This is a genomic window from Alcanivorax limicola, from assembly GCF_019931215.1.
GTDB classification, from domain to species: domain Bacteria; phylum Pseudomonadota; class Gammaproteobacteria; order Pseudomonadales; family Alcanivoracaceae; genus Isoalcanivorax; species Isoalcanivorax limicola.
Genome location: NZ_JAIOUB010000004.1, coordinates 206,733 through 227,635 on the forward strand (window position 1 = coordinate 206,733; position 20,903 = coordinate 227,635).

Sequence of the window (20,903 nt, forward strand, 5' to 3'; positions counted from 1 at the left end):
AATTGAATGAACGACCTCCCCCCCGAGAAAAGAGAGACAGTCGTCCCATTCAAGATAGAACAAAGGGAATAAAGCTTTTACCGATACACGAACTAATACAAAAATAATCAGAAAAATTCATGTTAAATGATGGCAAAATGCCATCATTAAAATAAAATTATTCAACACAGGCTTTCTTGATTTTATCGCAGCCTGACAGGCGCATCGCCTCTCCCCCGCACCGGAAGCAAACAGCACCTCGGCGATCCGGCTCCAGCCGCCATTGGGGCCGGCCAGCGGAACCGCTATCATTTCAGACGGGGAGTGGTAGTCTATTGATATTCAAGAGGTTCCCCCGCTGTATACTCCCGGCACCTCTCTCATCGGGGCAGGGCTTCCCGTGCGAGATCTGGAGCAGTTTGGGAGCGGGTTTGGGAGCAGAGGCTCGAATGAACACTCAACACGGACCATCACCGGACAATCAGACACTGCCCTCCGGGCGTGATCTGGCGCTGGCCTGGCACTTGCGCCTGCCGGATTCGCTCGAAACCGCGTTCAGTGAACAGTTCCGCGAGTCCTGCGCGCGCCTGATTCCGGGCGCCACCGCGATGATGATGGTGATCTACCTGGCGGCCTTCCTGGTGGAACATCTGGTCGACCCCGCCACGACCGCCCTCGCCTGGCGCCCCCGGCTGTTGGCCATGATGGCAACGGGGGGGATTTTCTTTCTCGCCCGCAAGCGGGAACCCGCCTACGCGCGCCTGCTGCAACCTGCCGTCGCAGCCATGGCCCTGACCCAGGCCGCCACGTCCATTTATCTGGGTATTATCATCGATCACCCTTTGTCGAGCGTCTACTTCTACATCTGCTTTCTCGGCATATTGATGCTGGGCAGCCTGTTTCGCATACAGCTTTACTGGGCCCTGCCTACAAGTCTGTGCATTCTCGGCGCCCTGGCTGTCGCCCTGTTCGGGCTCAGCGATTTCAGTTTCGCCGAGGCACTGGTGATCTGGTCCTTCACGCTCAGCGGCACCGTCATGAGCCTGTTCGGGCAGTATTTCTTTGAACGCCTCGAGCGCCGGCTGTTTCTTTCTGATCGGGTACTCAATCTGCACCGCAGCGAGTTGCGGGCCGCAAACCTTTCCCTGGAAAGCCAGGCCACCGAGGACGGGCTGACCGGCACCGTCAACCGGCGCGGCCTGGACCAGCGCCTGGACAGCCTGCTGCACAAGATGCAGCATCAGGCGCGCGGCGCCCCGGACAGCATCGCGGTGCTGCTGTTCGACATCGACTATTTCAAGCCTTTCAATGACACCTATGGCCACCAGGCCGGCGACGAGTGCCTCAAGCAGATCGCCGATGTCCCCAAGACCATGGTCCAGCGTGCTACCGACTTTGTCGCTCGCTATGGCGGCGAGGAATTTGTCGTGGTGCTGGGTGGCACCCGGATGCGCGACGCCCTGGTCTTTGCCGAGCGCATGCGCGCCCGGGTGGAGCGGCTGGGTATTCCGCACAGCGGCTCCCGCATCGGTGTCGTCACGATCAGCGTTGGCGTGGCCTGCACGTCTGCCGGGGCAACCAGCAGCGAGCAACTGATCAAGCTGGCCGATCAGGCCCTGTATGAAGCAAAAGGTGCGGCACGTAATTGCGTCAGCTGTGTCGAAGACGATGGCAGCATTCGCATCATGACGTCATGATGCGAACATGACGCCTGCGCCCCACACACCCGTTTTACGAAGAGATATGCCTGTGACTGCCCGATTCCCTTCTTTCCTGATTGCGCTTCTGACCGCCCTGTCGGTCACACTCCTGCTGCCCGTCAGCGCCGCCGCTGGCGAACTGCTGCTGTCACTGCGTGGTGATCCGGCGCCGGGCGCACTGCTGGTTGGCCAGACCCGTCCGGGCGCCACGGTGATGCTGGACAAACAGCAACTCAGGCTCACGGACGACGGCCATTTCACGTTCGGCTTCGGCCGCGACGATACGGGCCCGGCACGCCTGCATATCAGCGCAGAACAGGAGAGTGAAACCTACGAAATCACCCTGGCGCACCGGGAATGGGACATCCAGCGTGTTGATGGCCTGCCCCAACGTACCGTAACGCCCTCGGCAGACGCTCTGGCCCGCATCAATGCGGAGGCGGCTCAGGTCAGGCGCGCGCGCGAAACCGACAGTGCACTGCAAGGCTTCGCCGAACCCTTCATCTGGCCGGTGACCGGACGCATCAGCGGCGTCTACGGTAGCCAGCGGATTCTCAATGGTGAGCCTCGCCGCCCCCATTACGGCGTCGATATTGCCGCCCCGACCGGCACGGATATCGTGGCACCGGCCAGCGGCGTCATCACGCTGGCGCACGACGACATGTTCTATTCCGGCGGCACGCTGCTGATCGACCATGGGCTCGGCGTGTCGTCCACCTACCTGCACCTCAGCGAGATACTGGTCAGCGAGGGCGATGCAGTCAGCCAGGGTGACGTGATTGCCCGGGTGGGCGCCACCGGTCGCGCGACAGGTCCACACCTGTGCTGGCGCGTAAACTGGTACCAGGAACGTCTGGACCCGGCCACGCTGGTTGGCGAAATGCCCCGCTGAAACACGCCTTCACCGGCGAAGCAGGGTCATTCGTGCTACCCTGCTTCCCCTTGTAGCGTCATAGCCCTGCCTGCCTGCGATGAATTTTTTTGATCCTGCCAATATCGCCGTTTTCATCACTGCCAACGCGGGCTATGTCGCGCTCATCCTGTTCCTGTTGCTGTTTTTCGAGGCACTCATGGGGATCGGCTATTTCCTGCCCGCCGCGACAGTGCTGTTGTCCGCAGGCGCGCTGGTGGGGTCTGGCGTTGCTGCCCCGGTACCCGCTTTTGCGGGCGCCATCGCCGGGGCCATTCTCGGCGGCGAGGCCAACTACCGACTCGGCAGGCATCTCAGCGACCGCCTCCCCGATACCTGGCCGTTCAGCCGATATCCGGTTCTGCTGACGCGCAGCCGCGCCTTCATTCTGCGCCACGGTGGCAAGAGCATTCTGCTGGGGCGGTTCAGCAAGCCCCTGAGACCCACAGTACCTGCCGTGGCCGGCATGCTGGCCATGCCGTTACCGCGTTTCCGTGCCTTCAATGCAGCGGCTGGCGTGCTCTGGACACTGATGTGGCTCGGCGGCGGCGCGCTGATGACCCTCACCTCCGGCTTCGATGCCGAACAGGCGGTCAAGATATCCGGCGGCTTGCTGCTGGTATCGCTGATCGTGGCGGTCGGCGCCATCAGCATGGATCGCTGGCGCCGCAATCAGTTGTGACTCGCCTCAGCAGCCTGCCCTGAAGCCCGCAGGCGCAGCAGCACCGACAAACACAGCACGGCCGTCAGCACCGGGCCGAAGGGCATATCCAGCAATAACGCCGCCACAAAGGCCAGCAGATACCCCACCCCGCCCAGCAATGCCGCGAACAGCCACGCCTGGCGCCAGCTTGCCGCCACCCCGAAAGCCACCCAGGCTGGCAGGAACAGCAACGCAAAGGTCGCCATCACGCCCATCACCATGGCGGCAAGCGCCACGCTCAATGCCAACAGCACATTGAACAGCAGGACGACCCGTCTGACCGGATAGCCGTTGGCCTGATCCTGCCAGGGCAGCAAGGACAAGCGCAGTAATCGGCGCATCAACCAGAGCAGGCACGGCAGCGCCACCAGCATCAGCACCAGCGCCGAGAGCAAATACGGCCAGCGCGTAAAATAGAGCTGCCCATCCACCAGCATCTGCCCCAGAGAACTGGCATGGCGAGATACGGCGGCGGCCAGCACCATCACCGACCAGCCCCCCAGAATCATCAAGGCGTACAGATCGTTACCGCTGCGCTGCCACAGCGCCCGCGCCATGACACCGGCGATGGCGCAGAGCACTGCCGCAGGCAGTACCGGCAGCAGCAACAAGCTACCCAGCGCACCGCCAGCACCTGCCAGATGTGCGAAGCCCAGCGCCGCCAGCCACTCGTTGCGTAGCCGCGCCAACACACCCACCACGGGCAACAACAGCGCCAGCAGTAATCCGGTGACAAACGGCACGCGAAACATCGGCTCGAAAAGCAGATCCATCAGCCCACCTCGACCTTGCGCGCTGCCACGCCCGCGACAAATTCGGTTTCATGACAGACCAGCAGCACGCCGCGATCCGGCGCCAGCCCGAGCAACGCATCGCGCAGCAACGCCTCGCCTTCCGGGTCCAGATTGTTGGTCGGCTCATCCAGCATCACCAGCCGTGCGGGTTGTGCCAGCACCGCCCAGACGCGCAGCAACTGCCACTGCCCGCCGCTGAGATGATCCAGCCGCAAGGGCAACAGATCATGCAGCCGCTCCGGCAACGCCGCCATGTCAGCATCCGCGGCGCGCAGGAACTCGGCGCCGGTCACGGGCAGCTCCGCCGGCAGCGGGCTGTGCTGACACTGATAGCCGATACTGACGCCGGGGCAGCGCCACTGGCTGCCCGCGAACACACGCGCCTGACCGGTCAGTGCGCGCAACAGCGTGCTTTTACCGGCGCCATTGGCGCCCTGGAGCACCACCACTTCGCCCGGGTTCACCGCAAACGACAAAGGCCCCACGAGGGGCCTTTGGTATCCCGCTTCAATGTCTTGCAATCGGAGCAGGGCCTGATCTGTCATAAATGTCCTGTATAAGACCTGTTTTCAGGGCGCCCCGGACGAAGCCAGCGCATCAACCCACTGCTGCAGCAGTGCAACATAGTCGTCCACATCGCCCCCCACCGGCACATTGGTCGGCAGCACATGAACCGGCCAGCCCAGCTCTCGCCGGATGAATTCCGGCCCTCTGCTGCCGTGCCAGGGATTGGCGATCATCACACCCTGTTGCCCGCGCAACTCGCTCACCAGCGCGTTGAGATGTCGCCCCGTAGGCGGCACGCCAGGCACTGGCTCCAGATATCCCAACACCGGCACATCCAGCAATCGCAGCAGGTACCCGGCATCGTGGTGAAATAATACCACGCCCGGCGCACCAACCGCCTGCGTGCGCCAGTCCGCAGCGTGACGCACCATGGTCTCCCGGAACGCAGCCGCGTTTGCCTTGAACACGGCCGCGTGCTCCGGCGCCAATGCCGCCATGCGGGCCGCCAGCGCCTCGGCGATGTCGCCCATGCGCAACGGGTCAAGGTAAACATGCGGATTGCCCATGGGATGCACATCGCCCATGGAACGATCCGCATCCGGTTTCTGATCCATCAACGGCACCTGGGCCGCCGCTTCAAAGTAACCCTGCCGCCCCGGATTGATCCCGGAGTTGCCCGCACTCTGAATGGCCGGCGGCAGCCAACCCACTTCCAGCTCGGCCCCCACCGACACGACGATGTCCGCGCGGCGCAGGGCAACCATCATGTTGGGGCGCACATCCAGATGGTGAATATCGCGATCTGGCGGTGCCATGACCGTCACGGATACATGCTCCCCGCCGACCGCCTCACTCAGCATCGCCATGTTCGTACTCGTGGCCGCGATGTTCAGCGCACTGGCCAGGGGCGCCAGCAACAGCAGCACCAGGAGCAAGACAACACGTGGCATGATCAATCTCCGAAAAAACGAGGTGGCGCAGAGCGAGAGAGAAAGGGTGCCCGCGGACGCGAGCACCCGAACCACATCAGAACTGATGGGCACCGTGAGCACCCAGGCTCACATTGTACTGCAGCATGAATTCCCAGGCGTCATGGGCATGATCGCCATCATCATGGGCGAAATCATTGTAGTTGACCTGAGCACGCAACCGCGAGAACTCGGTGGGCGCGAAGGAAACCTGGGCCGCATAACGGTACGAGGTGTCAAAACTCTCGAAGTTGTTGCGCGCACCGTTTGCCTCCAGGCTCTTGTTCTTCAGGCCAACCGCCTCGGCACGCAGACCGGCATTCCAGCGCGGCGCGACACCATAGACTGCCTGCACGTAGAGGCCGTCCTGCCGTGAGCGCGAAAAGAATTCATCCAGCAACACGCCACCGCCGTCGATGTTTGCGTAATCGGCTTCGACCTCGCGGAAATAGTACTCGCCCTGAATGACCCAGTTGCCATGGCCCTGCTGGCCGCCTGCATCATACTTGTAGACCGCATCAACGCCGGCAAACCAGGCGTTACCGTCCACGTTCTCGACCCGGCCGGAGCTGTGCTCTTCCTGGCGCTGGAATGCATCGGCATAACCGCCAGAGATGCCGAACTGGGTCGCATGATTGAACCCGGTATCGGGAGAGACCTTGGCGAAGGCAGTCACCAGGCGCGGTCCGGACTTCTCTTCAAAATCATCCTCGCCGATATAGCTGGCAAACCCTTCCTGGCCTTGCAGCACCTCGACGCCCAGACGGCTGTAGAACGGTGTTGGTGCAAGCCAGGCCAATTGCAGGCCGTTATCCTGCAGGCCGTGCTCACCAAACAGCAGTTCACTGACCAGCGGACGATCGACAAACAGCCAATCATGGGGATGTTGGCGGTTGATATAGCCGATATCCGACAGGAAACGCCCCGCCTTGACCTGCAGGCCCGCCGGCAATGTGCGGGTCAGCAGGTAAGCCTCTTCCACCTCGATACCACTATCGCCCTCCAGCGCCAGCGTCACGACACCATCGAGATAGTTGTCGATCGACGCGCTGAGCGTGATTTCCGTTTCACGCAGATTGAAGCCCTCGGAAAGCCCATCATCACCGTGATCATGGCCGTGGTCATGACCCCCCTCGAATCCGGCAGGCGCCTCGACGTCCCGGGAGCGGTTGTAGTAAACGCCATCCAGAATCACGGATATCTGTGGATTGAACTGCGTGCCCGCGCTGACGGCACGGGCACGGTCTATGCCGGTGGCCCCCAGGTCCTGACGTGTTTCTTCGGCCAGCGCCGGGGCAACGGCGGTGCCCAGTGCTGCGGCAATGGCAACAGCCAGTAGATTGTGTGTGCTCACGATGATCCCTCGATGTTGGTCGGGCGTCTGTGTTCAAGCCATTCAGCTGTTCGAACTGTTCAGACAGACGCCGCTTGCTCAGCTCCCGGGCGCCCCCATTGGCTCGCAGCCGCTCATTGCAGCGTTTTCGCCACGCCACTCGCCAAAATGAGCATCCCGGATGAAGATTGTTTTACGGGCGCCATTGTTATCATATAACATTTGTCAGAAGCAAGTAATGAAAGCAAGCCGGGCGGGCTTGCGGAGCGATTCGACTGTGCCTGTTTGCCTTGCGGCAGTCATAGCGAGTTCCTACCATTTCCCATGTGTGGGACAATCCTTCTCCTTTTTCGTCAACAGCGGACTGACCAGCATCCTCATGAGCATCTCGTATCGCTTGCCCGATGGGGCAGACATGATCTTCGACGCACCGGCCTCCGGCCTGGATATCGCCGCGCGCATCAGCAAAAAGCTGGCCAAGCAGGCGCTTGCCATCAAGGTGGACGGCAAACTCACCGATATCTATCTGACGATACCGGGGGGCACGACCGTCGAGATCATCACCCGGGAGCATGAAGATGGCCTGGAGCTGATCCGTCACGACGCCGCGCACATCATGGCCGAGGCGGTGCAGGAGCTGTTTCCCGGCACCCAGGTGACCATCGGGCCGACCATCGAGAATGGCTTCTACTACGACTTCCACCGCGAGCAGCCCTTCACGCCGGAGGATCTCAAGGCCATCGAGAAGCGCATGCAGGAGATCGTGCGGCGCAATGAAGATATCCGCCGGGAAGTCTGGGACCGGGACGAGGCCATCCGCTTCTTCCTGGAGCAGGGCGAGACGTTCAAGGCCGAAATCATCGGTGATCTGCCGGCGGGCGAAGAAGTGAGCCTGTATCGCCAGGGCAACTTCATTGACCTGTGCCGGGGCCCGCACCTGCCCGCCACCAGCAAGCTGGGCGACGGCTTCAAATTGACCAAGGTCGCCGGGGCCTACTGGCGCGGCGACAGCAACAACCCCCAGCTGCAGCGCATCTACGGTACTGCCTGGCGTGACAAGAACGAGCTCGCCGCCTACCTCAAGCAGATCGAGGAAGCCGAGAAACGCGACCACCGCAAGCTGGGACGCGAGATGGGGCTGTTCCATCAACAGGAAGAAGCCGTGGGCAGCATGTTCTGGCACCCGCGCGGCTGGCGCCTGCGGCGCACCCTGGAGAACTACATTCGCGGCAAGATGGAGCGCAATGGGTACCAGGAAGTCAGCACACCGCAGATGATGGACCGCAAACTCTGGGAGGCCTCCGGTCACTGGGACAAGTACGGCGACGACATGTTTACCGTCTGCACCCACGATCACCGGGACATGGCCATCAAGCCGATGAACTGCCCGGGGCACGTGCAGATCTTCAACCAGGGCCTGAAGAGCTACCGGGACCTGCCGATCCGGCTGGGCGAATTCACCACCCTGTTCCGCAATGAGGCGCACGGCGCCCTGCATGGTCTGATGCGGGCCCGAACCTTTGGCCAGGATGATGCGCACATCTTCTGTACCGAAGACCAGATCAATGAAGAGACCGCCAACTTCATCACCATGCTGCGGGAAGTCTATGCTGATTTCGGCTTCCACGATGTGCAGGTGAAATTCTCCGACCGGCCCGAGAATCGCGCCGGTTCGAATGAAACCTGGGACAAGGCGGAAGGCGCATTGAAAGCCGCCGTGGAAAGTGTCGGCCTGGAATACACCCTGAACCCTGGTGAAGGTGCTTTCTATGGCCCGAAACTGGAGTTTGCGTTGCGCGACGCCATTGGCCGCGACTGGCAATGCGGCACGCTACAGGTGGATTTCGTTCTGCCTGAACGCCTGGATGCCGAGTACGTGGCAGAAGACAGCTCACGCCGCCGCCCGGTCATGCTGCACCGCGCCGTGCTGGGGTCGCTCGAGCGTTTCCTGGGTATCGTGATCGAATCCACCGCCGGGCATCTGCCGCTGTGGCTGACCCCGCTGCCGGTGGCGATCTGCACCATTACCAATGCCGTGGATGGCTACGCACAGGAAGTCGACGCTGCACTCAAGGCTGCCGGCGTAGAAACCACACTGGACCTGCGCAACGAAAAGATCGGCTACAAGGTACGCGAGCACTCCAGCAGCAAGGTGCCGGTGATCTTCGTGCTCGGCGAGCAGGAGGCCAGCGAGCGCAAGGTGGCCATTCGTCGCCTGGGCAGCCGCGACACCGAAGTGATCGGTCTCGACGAGGCAGTCGCGCAGCTTGCCGCCGCGACACGTCTGCCGGTCTGAGCCCGACGCTGCGCGTAACAGGCCGCATGCAATGAACAGGACAGCACGCCATGACAGACACGTATTTCAAGGACAATGAGCAGCAGAGCGCCGGCTTTACACTGCCGCTGGCCGAAGCCCTCGACCATCTGTGCTGGAACAGCGATGGCCTCGTGCCGGCCATCGCCCAGCAGCACGATACCGGTGAAATACTGATGATGGCATGGATGAACCGCGAAGCCATTGAAGAGACCCTGCGCACTGGCCGGGTCTGTTACTGGTCGCGTTCGCGCAAACAGCTGTGGCGCAAAGGTGAGTCCTCGGGCCAGACACAAGCACTGGTGACGTTGCGCCTCGACTGCGACGGTGACACCGTGTTACTCAAGGTGGACCAGACCGGACCGGCCTGCCACACGGGGCGGCGTGACTGTTTCTTCTGGCGCGCGGACGCCGATACACTGGTGCTGGACAAGGCGCCGCTGATCGATCCCGCAGCACTGTATCCGGACAAAACACCCGGCTGAGCGCAGCCCGACTGAGCGCAGCCCGACGGACCGAATCAAAGTTGACTGACGTATGACACTGACACTGCACAACACACTGACCGGCCACAAAGCGCCTTTTGTGCCCCTGGACCCGACATGCATCACGCTCTATGTGTGCGGCCCGACGGTCTACAACTATGTGCACATCGGCAATGCCCGGCCGGTGGTGGCGTTTGATGTGCTGTTCCGTTTGCTGCAGCGGCTGTATCCGAAAGTCATTTACGCCCGCAACATTACCGATATCGACGACAAGATCATGAAGGCCGCCGCAGACGCTGGCGAACCGATCAGCGCCATCACTGACCGGTTCAGCGCCGCGTTCGAGGAGGACATGCGGGCACTGCACGCACTGCCCCCGACAATCGTCCCGCACGCTACCGACCACGTCGACGACATGATCGCCATGATCGAAACACTGATTGGCAAGGGGCACGCTTACGCGGCGGAAGGCCATGTGCTGTTCGCTGTCGAAAGCATGCCCGACTACGGCAAATTGTCGGGGCGCTCGCTGGAAGACATGCTTGCGGGGGCCCGTGTCGAAGTGGCGCCCTACAAGCGCTACGCCGGCGACTTCGTGCTCTGGAAGCCCAGCAGTGACGACCAGCCTGGCTGGGAGTCACCCTGGGGCCGCGGCCGGCCGGGCTGGCACATTGAATGTTCGGCAATGATCGGCCGCCATCTGGGCCCCGTGATCGACATCCATGGCGGCGGCCAGGATCTGATTTTCCCGCACCATGAAAACGAAATTGCCCAGGGCTGCTGCGCCCACGGCACTGAATATGTGCGTTACTGGCTGCACAACGGCTACATCAATATTGATGGCGAGAAGATGTCCAAATCCCTGGGCAACTTCCGCCTGGTGCGTGAGCTGCTGAAGCGCTATCCCGGCGAGGTATTGCGCTTTGCACTGCTCTCAGCCCAGTACCGCTCACCGCTCAACTTCAGTGAGGAACTGCTGGAGCAGGCAGCTTCGACACTGGACAGCCTCTACTACGCACTACTGGGCCGGGACGCCGCGATCATTCCGGAGCCGGGTTATCAACTGCCCGATGGCCATCCACTGATCCAGGCGCTGTGTGACGACCTGAATACGCCGGAAGCCATCAGCGTTCTGCACCGGATTGCGGGCGCGCTCAATCGTGCCGCGCCTGAAGAGAAGCCGCACCTGAAGGCCGAGCTGCTGGCGGCAGGTGCCATGCTGGGCCTGCTTGAGGCGGAGCCATCCGCCTGGTTCCAGCGCGCCAAACCAGGTGGGAATGCGGGAGAGAATGCAGGAGAGGACGCGCTCAGCGCTGACGCCATCGACGCCCTGATTGCGGCACGTCGCGACGCCAAAAAGGCCCGGGATTTTGCTCGCGCTGACGCCATCCGGGCAGAACTGGATGCGGCCGGTATCGCCCTGGAAGACACCCGCGAGGGTACCCGCTGGTCGCGCAAGTGATCTCGCCGCCGAGAGCGTTGCCATGATAAAACGCCTGCTGCTATGGCTGATCAAGGGCTATCAGTTCCTGCTCAGCCCCTGGATCGGCAATCAGTGTCGCTTCTATCCGACCTGTTCCGAGTATGCCAAACAGGCCATCACGCATCATGGCAGTTGCAAAGGCAGTTATCTGGCCGCAAAACGCCTGTGCAAGTGCCACCCCTGGCACCCGGGCGGCTTCGATCCTGTACCGGGCACATCACTGCCCTCCGACGACGATACCGTCGCTGAGCACACCTCTGAACACACCGCTGAAAAGAGCCGCGTGAGTGAAGACTGACACTGCTTCGCCCGCTCGGCAAAGTCCGCTACAATGCGATGCATGCTGTCTCGACACAGCAACATTCAGCTCAGTAAGCAAACCCAGCTCAGTAAGCAAACGGAGTCATCATGAAAATTGTCCTGCGTGCCGCACTGGCGCTTTCCCTGCTGGCCCTGGCGAGCCCCTCACTGGCTCAGGGGGCAGGCTTTGTTTCTCTCGGCTATGCCTTCGGCAGCCTGGAGCCCCGCGGTGCGAGCAATGATGCCAGCGTCGAAGCGCTGCAATTTTCGTTTGGCGGCTGGATCAACCCGCAGCAGACGCTGGGTGCCGAGGGCCGCATCGCACTGGGCGTCGGCAGCGACCGCATTACCTTCGAAGACAGCACCCGCCGCAAGGTCGAGCTGAACCGCTACTACGGCGCCTACCTGCGTGCGCAGTTCCCGAATACCGTCCCGGTGCGTCCCTACGGCCTGTTCGGCGCCACCCGCGCCGAAACCACAGAGCGTCATCTCAGCAGCCGCAGCCGCTCCTATCAGGATGTCTCGATGGGCCTTGGCGTTGATGTGGACCTGGATCGCAATATTTATCTGACGCTGGAATACCTGCGCGCGGTAGACCGCAGCAGCAGCCAGCTGAGCAATGTCACGATCGGCGTTGGTGGCCGATTCTGAGCACTGAGCAGCCTGTGACGGAAACGGTGACGAAGCGCGACGACTATCCCTATAGCCACCCTCTGCGCGTGCGCTACTCTGAAATTGATGCGCAGGGGGTGGTCTTCAATGCTCACTACCTGACCTATTTCGATGTCGCGCTGAACGAATACCTGCGCGAGCTGGAGTTCGACTATCACGCCATGGTGGCCGAGCAACAGATGGACTTCCATCTGATCAAGTCATCCGTGGAATATCTGGGGCCGATCCGGTTCGATGAGGTCATTGATATTGCCGTGCGCCCGGGACGTATCGGGCGCACCAGCCTGACCTGGGAACTGGCGGTGTTTCGCGAGGGTGAGGATGAATGCCTCAGCCGGGGCGAGATCATCTGGGTGTGCGCCAAGATTGGCACACACCGCTCTCACCCCCTGCCGGACAATCTGCTGAAGCGCTTGCGTTAACAATCCTGCGCAAGGCTACGGGACGCGTTGCGCGGCGCCGTCAGGGAATCGGCAGATAGCCCCCCTCAACGTTCTTGGTGACAATCGCCACGGCGTTGTGAGCGTGCAAGCTCTCAAGATGATTCACCCGCAACCAGAAGTCCTTGTACTCCGTCTCAGCATCCAGCACTTCCTGCAAACGCCGTGCTGCATCTTCACAGAACATCAGGTTCTGGCCATTAAGGCGTGCAAATTCCTGTTCGTCTTCCCGCTTCACCGCTGTCTGCACTGGTGTTTTCAGCGCGCCTTCGATCAGGTCGATCATCGCGGTGATGGGAAACGCGCGATCCTCGGCATGATCCAGCAACACGCGCACCTGTGCGACAGAGCGCTGGCTGTGCGGCGTTGCCACGATGCCCTGCTCCGTGCCCAGCCACTCCGCAGCCTGCTCGGCATTGATCGTACCGACATCGCCAAACTGCTCCCGGAACGCATCCTGAATCAGTTGCCGCGCCAGTGCCGCGGAGCAGGGGCAGGTGGATGAGTAAGGCACTTCTACCGACAACTCGATGCTGAGATTGTTGTCGCACAGGGTTCCGGTCAGTGTCACCGGATAGCTTTTCCAGCCTGCATAGTTACTCTTCAGGGAACGACGGCGCACCGAATATTCGAAATCCAGCTTCACAAAAGCGCGCGAACTCAGCCCTTCGTGGGAGGACAGGAAGTTGCGCAGCAGCGCCTCGATGGATATCGCGCTGACGCCATGATCGCCGAAGGTCTCCTCCAGCATCAGATACAGGCGAGACATGTGAATGCCACGGGCACTGGTGTCTTCCAGATTGACATACGCCTGAATGGACGTGCTCACAGGCCGCTCACCATGGACGCTGTCGCTGACTCGCGCCGGCAAATGGATCTCGCTCATGCCGACCCAGTCGAGTTTCGAATGGATCTTGCGGGTTGCCGTACTGGCTACGTCCGGCATGGTGTGCACTGCTGCACCGTTTTCGCGTTTCATCTGGATCTCCGTCTGTCACGGGCTAACCCGCAGTCGTGGCGGGCAGTCTTTGCGATATGGGCGCTCAGGGAACACCGTCTCTGGTGTCCGCCACTCTGGCAATGCGCTCCGCCCGGACAGCCCATATCTGCCTGGGCCACACCAGGCCAACACTGGCACTGAAAGCCGCGGCTGCACTGGTTACTCGGGGGCCGGCAAGTCTACCAGAAAAGCGTCGATATATTGACCGACTTTCCTTGGGGGATTACCTGCGCTACGCGCCCCGGAGCTGGCTGCACAGGGAATCGCCGGGCAAAGCACTACTGGGGCGAAGAGTCGGGCCGAAGGGCCACGGTTTCAAGCCGCCCTCACATGACCCGCAATGCGCCAACCAGGCCGCCCATGGCGCCATGCCCGAAATACGGGCCCCCTGGAGGCAGCGACAGTATTTGGCTATCACCACCATCAGGTCTTTGCATGCCGCCTGTGCCAAGCCCCGATCTGCCAGGGCGTTCATTTGTTAAGGCCTCTATTGTTTTGACATCTAACCTTTATGGCGCTAAGCTATGTGCCCGTTTTCATTGAAAAAGATGTTCACGGAGGCGCCAGAAAAGCCTGAATCACCAGGCCGTTTAATGTTTTTTACACTGCTTTCACGGCGCACGCGGCAAGGCCTGGTGTACAGTTTTCAAGGTTTCATGACTAAATGACCGGATCGAAGATCCACGCTTATTACTTACTGTCGAGAGCATCTGCAAACATGGCGAGGCATGACGAAGTGTTGATTGCATTACGCAGGATCATTCGCGCGACTGATATGTATTCGCGCCGACTGAGCAAGATTGCCGGGCTGACCGCCCCGCAACTCCTGGTCATGCAGGCTATCGCCCGCCAGGGTGAGATGACCATGGGCGATATCGCCGATGAGGTCTCCCTGAGCCAGGCCACCATCACCACGATCCTCGACCGCCTGGAAAAGCGCGAGCTGATACAGCGGTTGCGGGGCTCTACCGACAAACGGCGGGTGTACGCCCACCTGACCGAGAGCGGCACCGAACTGCTGGCGCGCGCACCGACGCCCCTGCAGGAGGAGTTCATCTCGCGGTTCGCCAGCCTCAGCGACTGGGAGCAATCCCTGATACTGAGCTCACTGCAGCGCGTGGCAGCCATGATGAACGCGGACGACATTGACGCCTCGCCGGTGCTCGATCTGGGTGCCATGGACAGGGCCCAACCGGCCACAGACATCAATGAACAACGTCAGCGCCAGACGGGCGCACAACCGCCGGCCAAAACCCCGGCAAAACACACTTTTTCCGAAGCGACCAGAAAGTAATCACTATGCTTGCAGACAAGGTAGACCAGAAAGACACACCCGCCGCTGCGCAGCAGGACAACATCACGCTGCGCAAGCCGGAGAGCCAGGACGGCTCGCGCTTGCACAAACTGATCAGCGAGTGCAAACCGCTGGACGAGAACTCGACCTACTGCAACCTGTTGCAGTGCACCCACTTTGCCGACACCTGTGTCGCGGCAGAGATGGACGGTGACCTGGTCGGCTTTATCTCCGGCTATATCCCGCCCAAACAGCAGAATGTGCTGTTTGTCTGGCAGGTCGCCGTGCACGAAAAGGCGCGCGGCAAGGGCCTCGCCAAACGCATGCTGGCAGAGATACTGCAACGTGACGAATGCGAAAGCGTGCAGTTTATCGAAACCACCATCACCCCGGACAACGAAGCGTCCTGGGGTATGTTCCGCAGCTTCGCCTATGCGCGTCGCATGCCCACCGAAGAATTCATTTTCTTCGACAGCCGCCTGCACTTTGCCGGCGAGCACAACGATGAGCACCTGCTGCGCATCGGCCCGTTCAATCGTGATGACGCCTGAGCCTCATCACGCGCTATAAGCGCACACGCTAGAGAATTTCAACGCATTGGGAGGTGCGAGATTATGGATACCAAAATTTTTGATCGTATTGAATCTGAAGTACAAAGTTATGCCCGGACGTTTCCGGTGCTCTTCAGCAAAGCCAAAGGCTCCTATCTTTATGATGAAGATGGCACAGCCTATCTGGACTTTCTCGCCGGCGCCGGCACGCTGAACTATGGCCACAACAATCCCGTGCTCAAGGAAAAGCTGATTGCTTACCTGAACGAGGACTACATCGTGCACGGCCTGGACCTGCACACGGTGGCGAAGCGCAACTTCCTGAACATGCTGGAAGACGTGATTCTCAAGCCCCGGAACATGGAATACATGGTGCAGTTCACCGGCCCCACCGGCACCAACGCGGTGGAAGCGGCACTGAAAATTGCCCGTAACGTCAAGGGTCGCCCGAACATCATCACCTTCACCAATGGCTTCCACGGCGTTTCCCTGGGGTCACTGGCCGTCACCGGCAACAGCCACCATCGTGGCGCCGCGGGCGTCGAGATGAGCGGTGCCACCGTGATGCCCTATGACGGTTACATGGGCAACGGCTTTGATACCACTGAGTACATCGACAAGCAGCTCAGCGATGGGTCTTCCGGCATCGATCACCCTGCGGCGGTCATCGTGGAGACCGTGCAGGGCGAAGGCGGCATCAATGCAGCCAGCTTCGAGTGGCTACGCAACCTTGAGAAGGTCTGTCGCAAGCATGACATGCTGTTGATTGTGGATGACATTCAGTCCGGCTGCGGCCGTACCGGCACCTTCTTCAGCTTTGACGAAGCAGGCATCAAACCTGACATCATCACGCTGTCGAAATCACTGAGCGGCTATGGCCTGCCCTTCGCGGTAGTGCTGATGCGCCCGGAGCTGGACACCTGGAAGCCCGGCGAGCACAACGGGACCTTCCGTGGTCACAACCCGGCGTTTGTGACGGCAGCGGCGGCGCTGGATCACTACTGGCGCGACAACACCTTCTCCAGCGAGATCAAGAAGAAGGGCGAGATCATTACAGAGCGCTTCCGCGCCATTGCCAACCAGTATGATGATCACTTCTTCCATCTCACCGGCCGCGGCATGATGCAGGGCCTGGTGTGTCAGTCGGGCGAACTCGCCAACCTGATCACCTCCGAGTGCTTCAGGCACCAGCTGATCATTGAAACCTCCGGTTCCGATGATCAGGTGATCAAGACGCTGTGTCCGCTGACGATCTCGGAAGAGGACCTGCAGCGCGGCCTGGATATCGTTGAGAAGAGCGTCGCCATTGTCATGAAAGACAAGATCAAGCAGGACCGCCGCAGCAGCATCTCTGCCGTCGCATCCTGATTCGCTCAGCATGACCTGACACCGGGGCGCTGCGCCCCGGCAGCCATTCGATTCAACCCTGCCTCTCCCGTAACCGCAGCGTTACACCTCCCGGGAGAGGCAACCTGATTCAGGGAGCCCGTTCCATGATCGTTCGAACACTGGAAGAAGCCCGCACGACTGATCGCGCGGTAAAAGCCGAAAACGGCAACTGGGAATCTGTGCGACTGTCACTGAAAGACGACGGCATGGGATTCTCCTTTCACATCACGACTATCTTTGCAGGCACCGAAACGCATATCTGGTACCAGAACCATCTGGAAACCGTGTACTGCATTTCCGGCGAAGGTGAAGTGGAAACTCTGGCAGACGGCAAGATCCACCCGATCAAGCCCGGCACCGTATATATTCTCGACAAGCACGATGAGCACCTGTTGCGGGCAACCTCTGATATGCAACTGGCCTGTGCTTTCAATCCGCCGCTGCATGGCAAGGAAGTGCACGACGAGAATGGTGTTTACGCGCTGGATGCCGAGGCCGTCACGGACTGATCCGTCTTTCGACACGTCGCATAAAAAAGGGCAGCCCGAGGGCTGCCCTTTTTTTGTATGCAGGATCACTTGCCAATCAGAATGCCAACTTGGCCGACAGTTGCACCCGACCGATTTCGCCGCGCTCACCGTCCTCGTTTTCCCGCTGCCCCCAGATCACCTCACCACCGAGATCCAGACGCGGCGCCGGCGAGTAGATCAGATTGACATGGCTCGTGCGGTACGCTTTGGGTGTTGTCGCAGCCACCGTGTCGGGATTGTCCGCGCCCGCGACAGACAAGGCGACACTGGAGCGCCATTGATCACTCCAGAGATGACGGTACGCCACCATCGCACTCCAGGTGTCGATCAGCTCGACACTGCCGTCAGCCTCGATTTCACCGGCACGGAATGCGTTGAGGCCCATATAGCGCCCAACGCCTTTACCGCCGACCAACTGGGCACGAATATCGTTGCCCGTGTCGCCCAGCATCCATTTACTCGCAACGGTCACGCCGTAGCCGTATTCGCTTTCACGACTGGTGCCATCCCGATAGGCCAGCTCACGCCCCACGGCGGCGACGCTCAGGCTGCCACGCTGCATCGGCACCCGGTACCGCACAACCAGGTCCGGATAACGGTTGTCATCCAGCGTGCCCGGATTGCCAATCAGGTTATTGGTGTCATATAGCGTGGACGAAGGGTTTTCCAACGAAATGTCCCACTGTCCAGGGCTGTAGCGCACCTGCGCCTGGCGTACCAGTGTGGTGCCCACAGGGCCAACGAAGTCGAGCAGATCGGGCAACGCGGCTACATCAAAAAATACAGACCAGGTCTGGCCAAACAGCACGTCGCCGAATGTCGCATACGCATGACGGATACGAGGCGCATAGCTGTTGGTGATGCGTTCATCCCCCATGGATTGGGTCAGAAAATCCATCTCGATATAGGCCCCCAGCACCCCGTAGTCGGTGTCAGTGCTGCTGCGCAGCCAGAAGCGGCTTTCCTTGGCATGAAAGTCGGTCACCACACCGCCGCCATCACCCCCTACCGGAATAGTGCTGGGCACGAAGAAGTCATCGCCGATCAAGGCAGTAGCCCGGGTACCGTCAGTGTAGCGGCTGACCTGGCCATCCAGCTTGATGTAGCCGCCGAACTGCACCTGGGTCGTGGCCCCGAGACGTGCCTCAAGCGCCGCCAGGCGCTCTTCCATGGATTGCCCGCTTTGTGGTTGGGATGGTGGCTGAGATGTTTGTGCTGATGCAGCAGCGCTGAGGGTCATCGCTGCTGCGAGCGCAGCAAAAGGCAGGGTTGTTTTCATTATCTGGTCCTCCTGAGTTGTCTCCATCCAGACTGACCTCCCCCTTCACGCTGCGCATATTGGCAAAAGGTCTAACGCCGGATACTGCTCGTTTTCGCTCGCCCGAAAGCCCAGAGAATCCGGCGAATCTGCGCCTGCGACAGTCTCTGCCACTGCCACCAAAGTCTAATTCTGCCCACCCCTGTGCCGGCGCAGACTCGTGCTCATTGATTGATGCCAGCTCACGGAGAAGACGCCCCATGACCGCTCACAGCACTGCCTCGTTCCCGGATACTGAAGGCCGGGCTATTGAAGAACAGTCGCCCGCGGTCCCGGTCAAGGATCACTTTCTGCGCAATGCCTGGATAGGCCAGGAGGAGTACCAGCAACGCTATGCGCGCAGCATCGAAACACCGGATGCCTTCTGGGGTGAGCAGGCCGCTCGCCTGACCTGGGACACGACGCCACAGCAGGTCCGCGACATCTCATGGCAGCGGGATCAGCTCTACAGCCGCTGGTTTGCCGATGGCAGTCTGAACGCCAGTGTGAACTGCATTGACCGGCATCTGGCACAACGTGCCGACCAGCCCGCCATTCTGTGGGAGCCGGATACGCCCCATGCCGATCCGGCAAAAGGCCACCGGACAATCAGCTACCGCATGCTGCATCAGGAAACCTGCCGACTCGCCAACGTGCTGACAAGCCTTGGCGTGCGCCGGGGCGACCGGGTGACGCTGTATTTGCCCATGATCCCGGAAGCCATCTTTGCCATGCTGGCCTGCGCGCGCATTGGCGCCATTCATTCCGTGGTCTTCGGGGGCTTCTCACCGGAAGCGCTGGCTGGCCGCATAGCAGATTGCGGCAGCCGGGTCGTAATTACCGCCGACGAGGGCTTACGTGGCGGCCGCAAGATTCCACTCAAGGACAATGTTGACCAGGCCTTGCAACGCAAAGAAGCCTGCGTGGTGGAAAAGGTGCTGGTGATTCGCCATACCGGCGCCAGCATCAACCGGGTCGCCGGGCGCGATGTCGATTACCGTGACGCCATGGGCGAAGTCAGCGACACCTGCGCCCCAGTGAGTATGAACGCGGAAGATCCCCTGTTCATTCTCTACACGTCAGGCTCCACCGGAAAACCGAAAGGGGTGCTGCACACCACCGGCGGCTATCTCGTCTATGCCTCCCTGACCCACCAGCTGGTCTTCGACTACCATCCCGGCGACATTTACTGGTGCACCGCCGACATCGGCTGGATCACCGGCCACACGTATCTGGTCTACGGGCCGCTCGCCAATGGCGCCACCTGCGTCATGAGCGAAGGCTTGCCCAACTACCCGGACGCCGCCCGACTGGGTCAGATTATCGACAAGTTCGCAGTTAACACCGTGTACACCGCCCCCACCGCGATCCGCGCACTGATGGCAGACGGCGATGCGCCGCTGGAGAAGAGTTCGCGGCACAGCCTCAAGCTGCTCGCCACCGCCGGCGAACCCATCAACCCGTCCGCCTGGCGCTGGTTCCACGATCAGGTCGGGCACGGCCATGCGGCCCTGACCGACACCTGGTGGCAAACGGAAACCGGCGGCGTCATGATCGCGCCGCTGCCCGGCGCGGTAGCAACCAAGCCCGGCGCCGCCATGCGCCCCTTCTTCGGCATCAAGCCCGCGCTGGTGGACAATGAGGGCGTGCTCATCGAAGGGCCCGGCGAAGGCAATCTGGTGATTCTGGACAGCTGGCCGGGGCAAATGCGCACGCTGTGGGGTGACCATCAGCGCTTTGCCGACACCTACTTCACCACCTTCCCGGGCTGCTACTGCACCGGCGACGGGGCCCGCCGTGATGCGGATGGCGACTACTGGATTACCGGACGTGTCGACGATGTGCTCAATGTGTCCGGGCATCGCATGGGCACCGCGGAAATCGAGTCCGCGCTGGTCTCGCACCCCCGCGTGGCCGAAGCGGCGGTGGTGGGCTACCCCCACGACATCAAGGGCCAGGGCATTTACGTTTTTGTGTCACTGACCCATGACAGCGTCGCCAGCGACCCATTGCGAGAAGAGCTGCGCCAATGGGTGCGTCGAGAGATCGGCCCGATTGCGTCACCGGACCTGATTCAGTGGGCGCCGGGCCTGCCCAAGACCCGCTCCGGCAAGATCATGCGCCGCATCCTGCGCAAGATCGCCGCCAACGAGCATGACAGCCTGGGCGATGTCTCCACCCTCGCCGATCCGGCGGTGGTGCCCGAACTGATCGCATCGCGCATGAACCGACCCACTGCCGACTGAGGTCTTTG

General features: G+C 61.1%; 20 protein-coding genes. 14 read left to right on the top strand and 6 right to left on the bottom strand.

Annotated features, from left to right (window positions below; translation table 11 throughout):
• The first annotated feature begins 428 nt into the window (after nt 1-428).
• The 3 genes from K8B33_RS13780 (at nt 429) to K8B33_RS13790 (ending at nt 3,271) form a co-directional block, all read left to right on the top strand.
• The gene (locus K8B33_RS13780; RefSeq protein WP_223427507.1) at nt 429-1,676 is read left to right on the top strand and encodes a GGDEF domain-containing protein; all 1,248 of its coding nucleotides are present in this window, start codon (nt 429-431) and stop codon (nt 1,674-1,676) included.
• Between the two features lie 52 nt (nt 1,677-1,728).
• On the top strand, nt 1,729-2,571 hold the full coding sequence (locus tag K8B33_RS13785; protein ID WP_223427510.1) for a M23 family metallopeptidase: 843 nt from the start codon (nt 1,729-1,731) through the stop codon (nt 2,569-2,571).
• 79 nt (nt 2,572-2,650) lie between these two features.
• Nucleotides 2,651-3,271, top strand: a complete 621-nt coding sequence (locus tag K8B33_RS13790; protein WP_223427511.1) for a DedA family protein — start codon at nt 2,651-2,653, stop codon at nt 3,269-3,271.
• On the opposite strand, the gene K8B33_RS13795 is transcribed toward K8B33_RS13790, so the two are convergent.
• The 4 genes from K8B33_RS13795 to K8B33_RS13810 all read right to left on the bottom strand — a co-directional run bounded on the left by K8B33_RS13795 (nt 3,262) and on the right by K8B33_RS13810 (nt 6,915).
• Entirely contained in the window at nt 3,262-4,065 is an 804-nt protein-coding gene (locus K8B33_RS13795) for a metal ABC transporter permease (RefSeq protein WP_223427512.1), read from the bottom strand. The two genes, K8B33_RS13790 and K8B33_RS13795, sit on opposite strands and share 10 nt — an antisense overlap.
• Nucleotides 4,065-4,631 carry an ATP-binding cassette domain-containing protein gene (locus K8B33_RS13800; RefSeq protein ID WP_223427514.1) on the bottom strand — a complete coding sequence of 189 codons (567 nt, stop codon included), beginning with the start codon at nt 4,629-4,631 and terminating at the stop codon, nt 4,065-4,067. Before K8B33_RS13800 ends, K8B33_RS13795 begins: the two co-directional genes overlap by 1 nt.
• A 24-nt stretch (nt 4,632-4,655) precedes the next feature.
• Complete coding sequence (locus K8B33_RS13805; RefSeq protein ID WP_223427515.1) at nt 4,656-5,543, bottom strand: metal ABC transporter substrate-binding protein; 888 nt, start codon at nt 5,541-5,543, stop codon at nt 4,656-4,658.
• 76 nt (nt 5,544-5,619) lie between these two features.
• On the bottom strand, nt 5,620-6,915 hold the full coding sequence (locus tag K8B33_RS13810; protein ID WP_223427517.1) for a TonB-dependent receptor: 1,296 nt from the start codon (nt 6,913-6,915) through the stop codon (nt 5,620-5,622).
• 358 nt (nt 6,916-7,273) lie between these two features.
• Here K8B33_RS13810 and thrS point away from each other — a divergent pair, with 358 nt between their 5' ends.
• From thrS to K8B33_RS13840, 6 genes are all read left to right on the top strand, one after another.
• A complete protein-coding gene (gene thrS / locus K8B33_RS13815; RefSeq protein ID WP_223427518.1) occupies nt 7,274-9,190 on the top strand; it encodes a threonine--tRNA ligase in 1,917 nt (638 codons plus the stop codon).
• 50 nt (nt 9,191-9,240) lie between these two features.
• Nucleotides 9,241-9,693: a phosphoribosyl-AMP cyclohydrolase gene (hisI, locus tag K8B33_RS13820; protein ID WP_223427522.1), complete on the top strand. Its 453-nt coding sequence runs from the start codon at nt 9,241-9,243 to the stop codon at nt 9,691-9,693.
• Between the two features lie 52 nt (nt 9,694-9,745).
• A complete protein-coding gene (gene cysS / locus K8B33_RS13825; protein WP_223427523.1) occupies nt 9,746-11,155 on the top strand; it encodes a cysteine--tRNA ligase in 1,410 nt (469 codons plus the stop codon).
• A gap of 22 nt (nt 11,156-11,177) precedes the next feature.
• Nucleotides 11,178-11,474 (top strand): membrane protein insertion efficiency factor YidD, encoded by a 297-nt coding sequence (gene yidD, locus K8B33_RS13830; protein WP_223427524.1) that lies wholly within the window; start codon nt 11,178-11,180, stop codon nt 11,472-11,474.
• A 110-nt stretch (nt 11,475-11,584) separates the two neighbouring features.
• Nucleotides 11,585-12,127 (top strand): outer membrane beta-barrel protein, encoded by a 543-nt coding sequence (locus K8B33_RS13835; RefSeq protein ID WP_223427526.1) that lies wholly within the window; start codon nt 11,585-11,587, stop codon nt 12,125-12,127.
• 14 nt (nt 12,128-12,141) lie between these two features.
• Nucleotides 12,142-12,570 (top strand): acyl-CoA thioesterase, encoded by a 429-nt coding sequence (locus tag K8B33_RS13840; protein WP_223427529.1) that lies wholly within the window; start codon nt 12,142-12,144, stop codon nt 12,568-12,570.
• 40 nt (nt 12,571-12,610) lie between these two features.
• On the opposite strand, the gene folE2 is transcribed toward K8B33_RS13840, so the two are convergent.
• Nucleotides 12,611-13,567 carry a GTP cyclohydrolase FolE2 gene (gene folE2, locus K8B33_RS13845; RefSeq protein ID WP_223427531.1) on the bottom strand — a complete coding sequence of 319 codons (957 nt, stop codon included), beginning with the start codon at nt 13,565-13,567 and terminating at the stop codon, nt 12,611-12,613.
• Nucleotides 13,568-14,363: 796 nt separating this feature from the next.
• On the opposite strand from folE2, the gene K8B33_RS13850 reads away from it, so the two are divergent.
• The 4 genes from K8B33_RS13850 (at nt 14,364) to K8B33_RS13865 (ending at nt 17,331) form a co-directional block, all read left to right on the top strand.
• Entirely contained in the window at nt 14,364-14,882 is a 519-nt protein-coding gene (locus K8B33_RS13850) for a MarR family winged helix-turn-helix transcriptional regulator (RefSeq protein WP_317846235.1), read from the top strand.
• Nucleotides 14,883-14,887: 5 nt separating this feature from the next.
• Nucleotides 14,888-15,433 carry a diaminobutyrate acetyltransferase gene (gene ectA / locus K8B33_RS13855; protein WP_223427537.1) on the top strand — a complete coding sequence of 182 codons (546 nt, stop codon included), beginning with the start codon at nt 14,888-14,890 and terminating at the stop codon, nt 15,431-15,433.
• 63 nt (nt 15,434-15,496) lie between these two features.
• Nucleotides 15,497-16,801: a diaminobutyrate--2-oxoglutarate transaminase gene (gene ectB, locus K8B33_RS13860; protein WP_223427540.1), complete on the top strand. Its 1,305-nt coding sequence runs from the start codon at nt 15,497-15,499 to the stop codon at nt 16,799-16,801.
• 125 nt (nt 16,802-16,926) lie between these two features.
• A complete protein-coding gene (locus K8B33_RS13865) occupies nt 16,927-17,331 on the top strand; it encodes an ectoine synthase (RefSeq protein ID WP_223427542.1) in 405 nt (134 codons plus the stop codon).
• A gap of 76 nt (nt 17,332-17,407) precedes the next feature.
• Here the strand turns inward: K8B33_RS13865 and K8B33_RS13870 are convergent, their stop codons facing one another.
• The gene (locus tag K8B33_RS13870; protein WP_223427544.1) at nt 17,408-18,631 is read right to left on the bottom strand and encodes a DcaP family trimeric outer membrane transporter; all 1,224 of its coding nucleotides are present in this window, start codon (nt 18,629-18,631) and stop codon (nt 17,408-17,410) included.
• Nucleotides 18,632-18,918: 287 nt separating this feature from the next.
• Between K8B33_RS13870 and acs the strand changes: the two genes are divergently transcribed.
• Nucleotides 18,919-20,895 carry an acetate--CoA ligase gene (gene acs / locus K8B33_RS13875; RefSeq protein ID WP_396020990.1) on the top strand — a complete coding sequence of 659 codons (1,977 nt, stop codon included), beginning with the start codon at nt 18,919-18,921 and terminating at the stop codon, nt 20,893-20,895.
• Nucleotides 20,896-20,903: the final 8 nt, after the last annotated feature.

Excerpts from the sequence above, each read along its gene's own strand:
- K8B33_RS13795 (WP_223427512.1), bottom strand. The coding sequence starts at position 4,065 with ATGGATCTGCTTTTCGAGCCGATGTTTCGCGTGCCGTTTGTCACCGGA.
- K8B33_RS13790 (WP_223427511.1), top strand. The coding sequence starts at position 2,651 with ATGAATTTTTTTGATCCTGCCAATATCGCCGTTTTCATCACTGCCAAC.
- thrS (WP_223427518.1), top strand. The coding sequence starts at position 7,274 with ATGAGCATCTCGTATCGCTTGCCCGATGGGGCAGACATGATCTTCGAC.
- ectA (WP_223427537.1), top strand. The coding sequence starts at position 14,888 with ATGCTTGCAGACAAGGTAGACCAGAAAGACACACCCGCCGCTGCGCAG.
- ectB (WP_223427540.1), top strand. The coding sequence starts at position 15,497 with ATGGATACCAAAATTTTTGATCGTATTGAATCTGAAGTACAAAGTTAT.
- K8B33_RS13805 (WP_223427515.1), bottom strand. The coding sequence starts at position 5,543 with ATGCCACGTGTTGTCTTGCTCCTGGTGCTGCTGTTGCTGGCGCCCCTG.
- yidD (WP_223427524.1), top strand. The coding sequence starts at position 11,178 with ATGATAAAACGCCTGCTGCTATGGCTGATCAAGGGCTATCAGTTCCTG.
- folE2 (WP_223427531.1), bottom strand. The coding sequence starts at position 13,567 with ATGAAACGCGAAAACGGTGCAGCAGTGCACACCATGCCGGACGTAGCC.
- K8B33_RS13835 (WP_223427526.1), top strand. The coding sequence starts at position 11,585 with ATGAAAATTGTCCTGCGTGCCGCACTGGCGCTTTCCCTGCTGGCCCTG.
- K8B33_RS13865 (WP_223427542.1), top strand. The coding sequence starts at position 16,927 with ATGATCGTTCGAACACTGGAAGAAGCCCGCACGACTGATCGCGCGGTA.
- K8B33_RS13800 (WP_223427514.1), bottom strand. The coding sequence starts at position 4,631 with ATGACAGATCAGGCCCTGCTCCGATTGCAAGACATTGAAGCGGGATAC.
- K8B33_RS13850 (WP_317846235.1), top strand. The coding sequence starts at position 14,364 with ATGTATTCGCGCCGACTGAGCAAGATTGCCGGGCTGACCGCCCCGCAA.
- K8B33_RS13870 (WP_223427544.1), bottom strand. The coding sequence starts at position 18,631 with ATGAAAACAACCCTGCCTTTTGCTGCGCTCGCAGCAGCGATGACCCTC.
- cysS (WP_223427523.1), top strand. The coding sequence starts at position 9,746 with ATGACACTGACACTGCACAACACACTGACCGGCCACAAAGCGCCTTTT.
- K8B33_RS13780 (WP_223427507.1), top strand. The coding sequence starts at position 429 with ATGAACACTCAACACGGACCATCACCGGACAATCAGACACTGCCCTCC.
- hisI (WP_223427522.1), top strand. The coding sequence starts at position 9,241 with ATGACAGACACGTATTTCAAGGACAATGAGCAGCAGAGCGCCGGCTTT.